This is a genomic window from Burkholderia sp. (genome assembly GCF_018375725.1).
Taxonomy (GTDB): domain Bacteria; phylum Pseudomonadota; class Gammaproteobacteria; order Burkholderiales; family Burkholderiaceae; genus Burkholderia.
Genome location: NZ_JAHACR010000191.1, coordinates 1 through 8,182 on the forward strand (window position 1 = coordinate 1; position 8,182 = coordinate 8,182).

The window sequence follows — 8,182 nt, forward strand, 5'->3', positions numbered from 1 at the left end:
GCCGACGCAAGGGCCGATCCGCGGCTCGCCGGGCACGAGCGGCAGCGCCGCCACGTCGAGCGCGCGCAGCCGCGCGAGGCCGGCATCGGACAACACCTCGCCGGCAAGATCCGGCACATGGGCCGACAGATCGCGGATCCGGCCATCCGCATCGAGGATGCCGGGTTTCTCCTGGCCGGGCGGCCCATAACGAAGCAGTTTCATCGAGTTCAACCTCTCCTGTCGAAGGTGGAAGGATACTGATGCGGCACGGTTCATGCTGCGGGATGGCCGGTGCCGGTGCCGGTGCCGGTGCCGGACGCCGATTATCCCGTCGCGCGTGCTTGACGACGTTGTATCACCAGCCGCCCCCGTCAAAATGACGCCCGCCGGATACCGACTATTGCAGCCACCCCGGCGTGACGGCAACACGCGCGGCCACCTGTGCATCCGCACCGCACCGTACGCCAGCGACCAGGGATGCCCGCCATGACAAAAACATGGCGGTTGTACGCAAGGTTGTCATCGACATTTGCGATACATACGTTCTTGTGCAATAACGATCGAAAAATGCGCCGCATTACATACTATATGTTTGCTATGATGCTCGCCGCAAAATGCGTTCCACAGCGTGCACGGACCGGACAGATGGGCGTTGCATAACCGTCATGCGTGCGTTGTCGACCGATCGAGAGCACTTCACCGATCCACCACTGCAATACGATGCAAACGAGACATGACCGCCGCCCTGGCGACGACGCGCACGGAGAATGCGGCGAAATCGAACGTTATCGCGCCCCGGCCCTCGACAAGGGACTCGACATCCTCGAACTCCTGTCGGAACAGAAGGAAGGCCTCACCCGCACCGAAATCACGAAAGAACTCGGCCGCAACGCGAGCGAAATCTACCGGATGCTCGAACGTCTGGTCGCCCGGCGCTACGTGATGCGCTCGACGGGCGGCGACCGCTATACGCTCAGCCTCAAGCTGTTCGCGCTCGCCCATCGTCATCCGCCGATGAGCCGGCTGATCGCCGAGGCGCTGCCGCTGATGCAGCGATTCGCCGATACAGCCGAACAATCGTGCCACCTGTCGCGCTACGATCGCGGCAACCTGCTCGTGATCGCGCAGGTCGACGGGCCCGGCTCGTGGGGCGTGTCGGTCAGGCTCGGCTCGCACATCAGTCTTGCCGATTCCGCATCGGGACGTGTGACGCTGGCATTCCAGCCGCCCGAAGAGCGCGCGCACATGCTGGCCGAGTACCGCAAGATCAAGGGCGAGACGCCGCTGAACGAGCAGGAACTCGCACAGGCGTGCCAGACGATCCGCCATGCAGGTTTTCTGCGTCAGGAAAGCCGTCAAACTTTCGGCGTGACCGATTTGAGCGTGCCGATCCTCGGGCCGTCCGGTCATGCGATCGCGGTGCTGACCTGCCCGTATATCCGCAGAATCGACTCGCACGTGGCGCCGCCTGTCGATGCGGTCGCCGAGCACCTGCACCAGACCGCCGCGGCGCTGTCGATGTATCGCACCCATGCGAACTGACATGTGAGTCACGCTCTCGCACCGTGAGGGTGACGGGCGGCAGCGGTTCGGCGCACCGCTGCCGTCCGTCGTGCTGCGTGCGCCTGCGCCATGCGTCGTACCCTGTGCGGCGTCGTGCCGCCACGGGGCCAAATCACTCCGCGCACGTCGCTACGCTAGAATAACGGCCCTCTCAAAAATTACGTCCGCTGGCGTCGCCGGTGGACGCGTCTGATGGATGTCATGGCCAAACTTCTGAGCGATCTCGAATTCCAGCGTTTTTCCGAACTTCAGCAGAAGCAGGCAAGCTTCACGATCACGCCCGACGAGGCGGATGAACTCCGCGACATCGTCGCACGCGCACAGAAGAAGCGCGACGACCGCGCCGCCGCCATGCAGGCGATCGAAACCTATATCGAGCAATTCGACATCACGCCCGACGAACTCTTCTCGCCCGAGCAGATCGGCGAGGCCGCCCGCACCTATGGCCTCATCACAGCGACGAAGAAGGAACGCGCGCTGCCGCCGTCGATCACGTTCAACGGCAAGCCGTACCAGTGGACCAAGACGCTGCCGGACGACGTTCGCAATGCGCTGTTCGAAGCGTTCAAGTCCGGGGAATCCATCAAGCGTTTTATCGCGATGCCGAAAGACATGGCCCGCTGCGCGGTGACGATTGCCCGGCTCGAACGCGAAACGGGCGCTGTCTATGCAGACGCGCATCTTGCCGAACTTGCGATCACGCGCGATCTCGTGACCGACGCCGCGGCAAAACTGGCCGCCTGAGCACACGGCCGGGCACGGCCGATACCGGCGAGCGAATCGCAGCAGCCGGCTGCCATGCCCACGGAAATCGCGCGACGTTACGTTCCCGGAAAATCTCACCCATGCCTCCCGGAGAAGCTCACTCGCATCTCCCGGAAACACTCACCCGCCCCCCCGAAAAGCCTTACCAAGGCCTCCTGCAGAGGCTCACCGCAGGTTCCCGAACAAGCTCACCGCTACTTCCCGTAGACACTCACCGGCGCATCCCGTAAAGACTCACCAGGACTTCCCGTCGACACCCACGGACAGTTCTCTCGGACACGCTTCGAGCGCTCCCGGGAAGGCTCACCGACAGCTCCCGAATTCTCTCACCACGCTTTCCCGCAGAGACTCACTTGCGGCTCCCGAAAAGACTCACCCTTGAGCCGTTTGAAGTTTCATCCGGAATCCCACGACGCCCGGCTCTTCCGTCGACTCGATGTTGAATCCGCACGACCTCGCCAGTGAAATCATCGCGATGTTTTCGCGGAGTGCCTCGCCGACCATCCACGTTGTCCCGCGCGAACGCGCGTATTCGATGATTCGCGCCATCATCAGGCGCCCCAAACCCTTACCCTTCTGGTCCGGGCGCACGGCGATCGCGAATTCGGCCGTCTCGTTGTCCGGATCGGTCACCGCGCGCACCGCGGCGAGCGTATGGGCCTGGCCGCCGCCGTCATTGACCGACGCGATGAATGCCATCTCGCGGTCATAGTCGATCTGCGTCATGCGCGCCAGTTGCGAATGATCGAAGCTGCGCACCGCACCGAAAAAACGCATCCGCAAATCCTCCGGCGTCATCGCGCCGAGCAATTCGTTGTGCGCCGCCTCGTCTTCCGGACGGATCGGGCGGATCGTCATCGTCTCGCCATGCCATTCGAACGTCTGCTCCAGACGGCGCGGATACGGCATGATCGCAAGCCGGCTACGTTCCACCCCGAGCGCGATACGCGGTGCGACCGCCGACACGCGATCGTGGAACACGCGCAGCGTAACCGTCATGGCCACCACTTCACGCACGTCGCATACGACCTGCGACAGCGCCGTCAACGCATCGAGTACGGGTTCGATCGAAACACGGCGTGCGTACGGCGAGCGCTCTATCACCGCACGCGCGAGGACGGTATTCAGTGGCGGCAGCCCATAGACGACGAACGGCGCCGATATGCCATCCACCGGCGGCGCCGAATAGCGGAACACCGGACCGAAGTTCGCGTCGTCGTACATGTCGACCGTCACATCGACGATCGCGGCACGGCGATCCTCGTCCATCGATGTCGCACCATCCAGACCGAAATGGGACAACCACTGCACAGCGGCCGTGCCCGCGAGCGCGTGTTGCCCCGCTGCGAGCATCCGGCACGCTTCGCCCTGTGCCATTGCGACGGACGACACGGGTTGCGGCGGCATGGCCTCCGGCGTCTGCATCAGCAGCTCATGGCCGAGGTTGTAATCGACGAGCCGAGCATAGGCGCGTGCCATCCGCTGCGGCGTCGTATACACCGGTATGCCGCTCGCATGCAGCGCATCTCGCGTCGTTGCGTCGACCGCACCGAAGAAGCAGGCGAGAAGGCCTCGCCGCGCGTGATGACGAGATTCGATCAGCACGCGTGCGACCGCATCGGCCGGCGCACTGTGCGACGTCGAATGCACGACGAACAGCGTGCCGGTTTGCGGGAACGGATCGAGCGCCTCGATCGCCTTGCCGAAATGCTCGGGGCGCGCGTCGTCGCCCAACGCAAGCGGATTGCCCGGTTCGGCAAGATGAGGCAGCGCCGCCGATATGGCCGACAGGACCGCCGGCGGCCATTCGGCCAGCACGTCCCGTTCTTCGGCGACGGCATCGACCGCGAGTTTCGCGACACCTGCATCACTCGTCACCAGGGTGGCCGCGCCGTGTGCCCTGACGCGCCCGACGCCCAACGTCTCGATCTCGTCGAGCAGATCGTCGAGCGCGTCGACCCGCACCATCCCCGCGCGCTGAAACGCGGCGGTATACAACGCGTCGCCCGGATCGGCGCGACCTGTTCGTAAAGCAAGCACCGGCTTGTTGCGCGCCGCTGCACGCGCGGCCGACATGAATTTGCGCGCCGCGCGCACGGTATCGAGTTCGAGCAGGATCGCTCGCGTGCCGGGATCGCTCGCCAGGTAATCGAGCACGTCGCCCGCATCGACGTCGGCTTCATCGCCGAGTGCCACGACGTGCGAAAACCCGAGACCACGCGCATCCGCCCAGCCAAGGACGGCGTTCGTCAATGCATTCGACTGCGACACCCACGCGACGCCGCCCGCACGCACCGTATAGGCGGGCGCACCGAAATGCGCGTGCCGCGCCGGCGTCAATACGCCGAGGCTGCCCGGCCCGACGATACGAAGGACGAACGGCTTCGCAGCTGCAAGCGTGCGATCGAGCGCGACCCGGTCCGCCACTGTGCGCACCGCACCGACGATCACCGCGACACGCGCGCCGAGGCCGCCGAGCTTGCGCACGATGCCCGGCCAGGTCGCGGGCGGCGTGCAGATCACAGCGACCGAAGGCGGCGCCGGCAGCTTGTCGACATCCGACACGACGCCGTAACCGTCGAGTTCCGCATATTTCGGATTGACGGGCCAGACCGGCCCCGGGAACGCACCGTCGAGTAAGCGCGCCCACACCATCGCACCGATACTGCTCGGGCGCGACGATGCGCCGACGACCGCGACGGATTTGGGTTGGAACAACGCATCGAGGTGGCGAACGGTCACGGCAGCTCCATACGGTAACGGAAGATGACCGGCTTCGAATGCGGCTCGGCAAGCCGCCCCGGTCGACGCGAATTCCAAGCATAGGCGAACGTTTCTCGCCTGCCTATATGCCGAACGGCCAGCTATCCGATGCAGGTCAAGCCGCGCATCATGCAACGAACTACGCCGCGCCCCTTGCGCGGCGACGACGCGACGCATTGCGTCGGGCGACGCCGAAACCGGCATACGCTGCAATGCGATCCGCCTGGCAATGGTGAGGATTTACAGGAGGCAAGGTGAGCATGTTCGGGAATCACGCGCCGGAATGCGCGCAACCGCGAAACGTGAGGCGTTCTCGCGTGCCGCATCCGCGATACACATCGTGCGGCGATGGGTACACGCGTCATGCATCCGCCCCGATGTTTGACGGAATTCAGCGCGATACACGGCAAAACCGCCGCGATTTGTCGAAACGGACCGATCCCGGGGCGTGGCGTCGTGCATTGATCGAGCCGCGCAGAACGATTGACCCGTGCGCAAAAACAAAACGGTGCGAAGGCCGATGGACCATTCGCACCGTCAGTCAGCGCAGGAAAGGTGAGACTTTGCGGGAGTCAGTCCTGAATCAGGAAACGCGTCCGGTTCTTGCCGAGCCATGCCGGTGCGCGGCCACGGCCGCTCCACGTTGCACCGGTTTTCGGGTTGCGATATTTCGGCGGCAACGGGCGACTGGGCCTGGCGGCGGCAGCGCCTACCGGACGAAAACCGAGTTCCTCCGGCGTAATGTCGAATTCCTCGATTTTGGCCCGGATCTCGGCGATCGCCTGCGCGAGCGCCCTTTCGCGTTCCTTGCCGATCTTTACCTGAAGCTTTTCGAGTTGCGCTGTCAGCTGCCTGTAGGTCGCCATATGGATGGAATTCCCTAAGTGTTATCTATAAAAAATAGTTGACGCGAAGCAAATAGAAAAGGGCCTTTCCAGATTCGTTAAATTCGGATTTGCAATTGCATCTTCAATAACCGCTCTTTCTCTTGCATGCAAAGAGAAGACTGCGCACCCCCTCGTCGACTGACTGCCGCAATACGTCGAATTCGCCGTCGCAAGCAGCGCGCGCATTGTCCATGCAGTTGCTCCACGCATCGCCGCTCACGCATTGCACCAGCGTGGTCGAGCGCCCGTCGGACGTAAACAACGGCGCACTGCTGCCGCATCCGCCGAGCCCCGCTATTAGAGCAACCAACCCGACGCTTCGCAACAGCATGTCGGGTTGTCGGAGGACAGGCGCGCGCAGGTGTTTCATTGTTCTTTCCGTCGACTTTTTTTAAATGCCGCGAGTATGCCACGCACCATTGCGGATACGTCAATCCGGCGTCCGCCCGGGATGCGCGCGCGTCCTGTACGGCAGCATCCGGTGAGGATCGTCCGTGATGCGCACGAAGACCTGCTCGACATCGGGCAGGCTCGCCAGTTCGCGCCGCAACGCATCGCGATCGAACGACGCGAATGCACATCCTTCGGCATAAATGAAGCGCCGCTGCACAGTAATCCAGACGCTGGTGCCGGCGAGTCGCGTGCGCCCCGCGAAGTGCGACTTCGCCGCAGCCGCGATCGGCGCGTCATACAGGTACGAATTCGGCTTCGTACAGCGATGGGCGAGCCAGCAGGTGGTGCCACGCTCGACACGGTAATGCGCGTCGTCGTCTCGCTCGGCGGCGGTCATCCACGGCCCGAGCGGCAGCGGGCATCCGGCGACGTCATGCGACAGCGCGACTAACGGGTCGTTATACCAATTGCGCCGTTCGGCGGCCGCGCCCGCCGCATCCGGCTGCGCGAGCGCCAGCGTCGGCATCGCAAGCGCCGCGGCCAGCCATCCCGCGATCCCGCGCCGATTCATCGTCGCGCCCCGTCGATACCCAACGCCGCCAGTTTCTTGTATAGCGTCGCGCGGCCGATACCGATCCTGGCCGCCGCGTCCGTCACCTTGCCATCGCATGCGGCCAGCGCATCCGCAAGAAATTGGCGCTCCCAGGCCGCAAACGAATCGGCATACGACATGCCCGACGCCGCCGGCATTGCATGCGCATCGTGCTTCGCCGCCGACGAAGCACGATGCTCCGGCATGCCGTCGGCCGCCGCACGCGACGGCCCGAGAAACGACGCAAGGGCGCGCGCATCGATCACCGAACGATCGGACAACATCAGCGCGCGCTCAAGCGTGTTGCGCAACTCGCGCACGTTGCCCGGCCACGGATAAGCGCACAGCATCCGCAGCGCGTCGTCGGTCAATTCGCAATGTGCAGCGCGTCCGTGCTGCACGGCCAGCTCCTCGAGCGTCGCGTAGACGAGCGCGGCAATATCGGACGCACGAGCGCGCAGCGGCGGTGCGTGAATCGTCAGCACATTGAGGCGGTAATAGAGATCGGCGCGGAAGCGCCCCGCGGCAACGAGCGCGGGCAGGTCGGCCGACGTTGCGGCGATGATCCGCACATCGGCGCGCACGATCCGATTCGAGCCGACCGGCTCGAATTCCTTGTCCTGCAGCACGCGCAGCAGCTTTCCCTGCAGCGGCAGCGGCATGTCGCCGATCTCGTCGAGAAACAACGTCCCGCCGTCGGCGAGCTCGAACTTGCCGACGCGGCCCTTGCGATCCGCGCCCGTATAGGCGCCAGGCGCTGCGCCAAAGAATTCAGTCTCGAGCAACGCATCGGGAATCGCGGCGACGTTGACCGTCACGAGCGGTTTGAGCGCACGCGCCGATGCCGCGTGGATCGCATGCGCGAGCAGTTCCTTGCCGGTGCCGGTCTCGCCAAGCAGCAGGACCGGCGAATCGACCTGCGCGGCGCGGCGCCCCTGGCGCTTGGTCTCCAGGCTTGCGGCACTCGTGCCGACGAAGCTCGCGAACGTGTATTTCGCGCGCCGTGCCTGTGCAAGCGAGCGCTGCGTTGCGATCAGCTGCTGCTGCAGCTGCACGTAACGGGAAAAGATCGGCGTGAGTGTCTTCAGTTGATCGAACAACGCGAAGCCGATCGCGCCGACCGTCTCGCCCGCTTCGTTTTTCAGCGGCAGACGCGTGACGACGAGCGGCTGTTGCCGACGGTGACCGACGGACTGCTGGAAGTGGAAAGCGCCGCGGGTGGCACTGGGCAGCAGGT

Annotated in this window: 7 protein-coding genes and 1 pseudogene; 2 read left to right on the plus strand and 6 right to left on the minus strand. The window is 64.4% G+C overall.

What is annotated here, in order from left to right; genetic code table 11:
• Positions 1-204 (minus strand): annotated as a pseudogene (locus KH616_RS17590) (ureidoglycolate lyase); the annotation flags it as partial.
• A gap of 498 nt (positions 205-702) precedes the next feature.
• On the opposite strand from KH616_RS17590, the gene KH616_RS17595 reads away from it, so the two are divergent.
• Together KH616_RS17595 and KH616_RS17600 are read left to right on the plus strand one after the other, a co-directional pair.
• On the plus strand, positions 703-1,524 hold the full coding sequence (locus KH616_RS17595) for an IclR family transcriptional regulator (RefSeq protein WP_292248734.1): 822 nt from the start codon (positions 703-705) through the stop codon (positions 1,522-1,524).
• 213 nt (positions 1,525-1,737) lie between these two features.
• Positions 1,738-2,289, plus strand: a complete 552-nt coding sequence (locus KH616_RS17600) for a hypothetical protein (protein ID WP_292248738.1) — start codon at positions 1,738-1,740, stop codon at positions 2,287-2,289.
• Positions 2,290-2,682: 393 nt separating this feature from the next.
• Here KH616_RS17600 and KH616_RS17605 read toward each other — a convergent pair whose 3' ends face one another.
• From KH616_RS17605 to KH616_RS17625, 5 genes are all read right to left on the minus strand, one after another.
• Positions 2,683-5,052 (minus strand): GNAT family N-acetyltransferase, encoded by a 2,370-nt coding sequence (locus KH616_RS17605; RefSeq protein ID WP_292248741.1) that lies wholly within the window; start codon positions 5,050-5,052, stop codon positions 2,683-2,685.
• 593 nt (positions 5,053-5,645) lie between these two features.
• Positions 5,646-5,939: an H-NS histone family protein gene (locus KH616_RS17610; protein ID WP_292248744.1), complete on the minus strand. Its 294-nt coding sequence runs from the start codon at positions 5,937-5,939 to the stop codon at positions 5,646-5,648.
• A gap of 103 nt (positions 5,940-6,042) precedes the next feature.
• Positions 6,043-6,330, minus strand: coding sequence for a hypothetical protein (locus tag KH616_RS17615; protein ID WP_292248747.1), 288 nt, complete (start codon positions 6,328-6,330; stop codon positions 6,043-6,045).
• A 60-nt stretch (positions 6,331-6,390) separates the two neighbouring features.
• Positions 6,391-6,924, minus strand: coding sequence for a BON domain-containing protein (locus KH616_RS17620; protein ID WP_292248750.1), 534 nt, complete (start codon positions 6,922-6,924; stop codon positions 6,391-6,393).
• The coding region (locus tag KH616_RS17625; RefSeq protein ID WP_292248753.1) for a sigma 54-interacting transcriptional regulator at positions 6,921-8,182 on the minus strand (1,262 nt) is incomplete at its 5' end. The genes KH616_RS17620 and KH616_RS17625, both read right to left, overlap by 4 nt.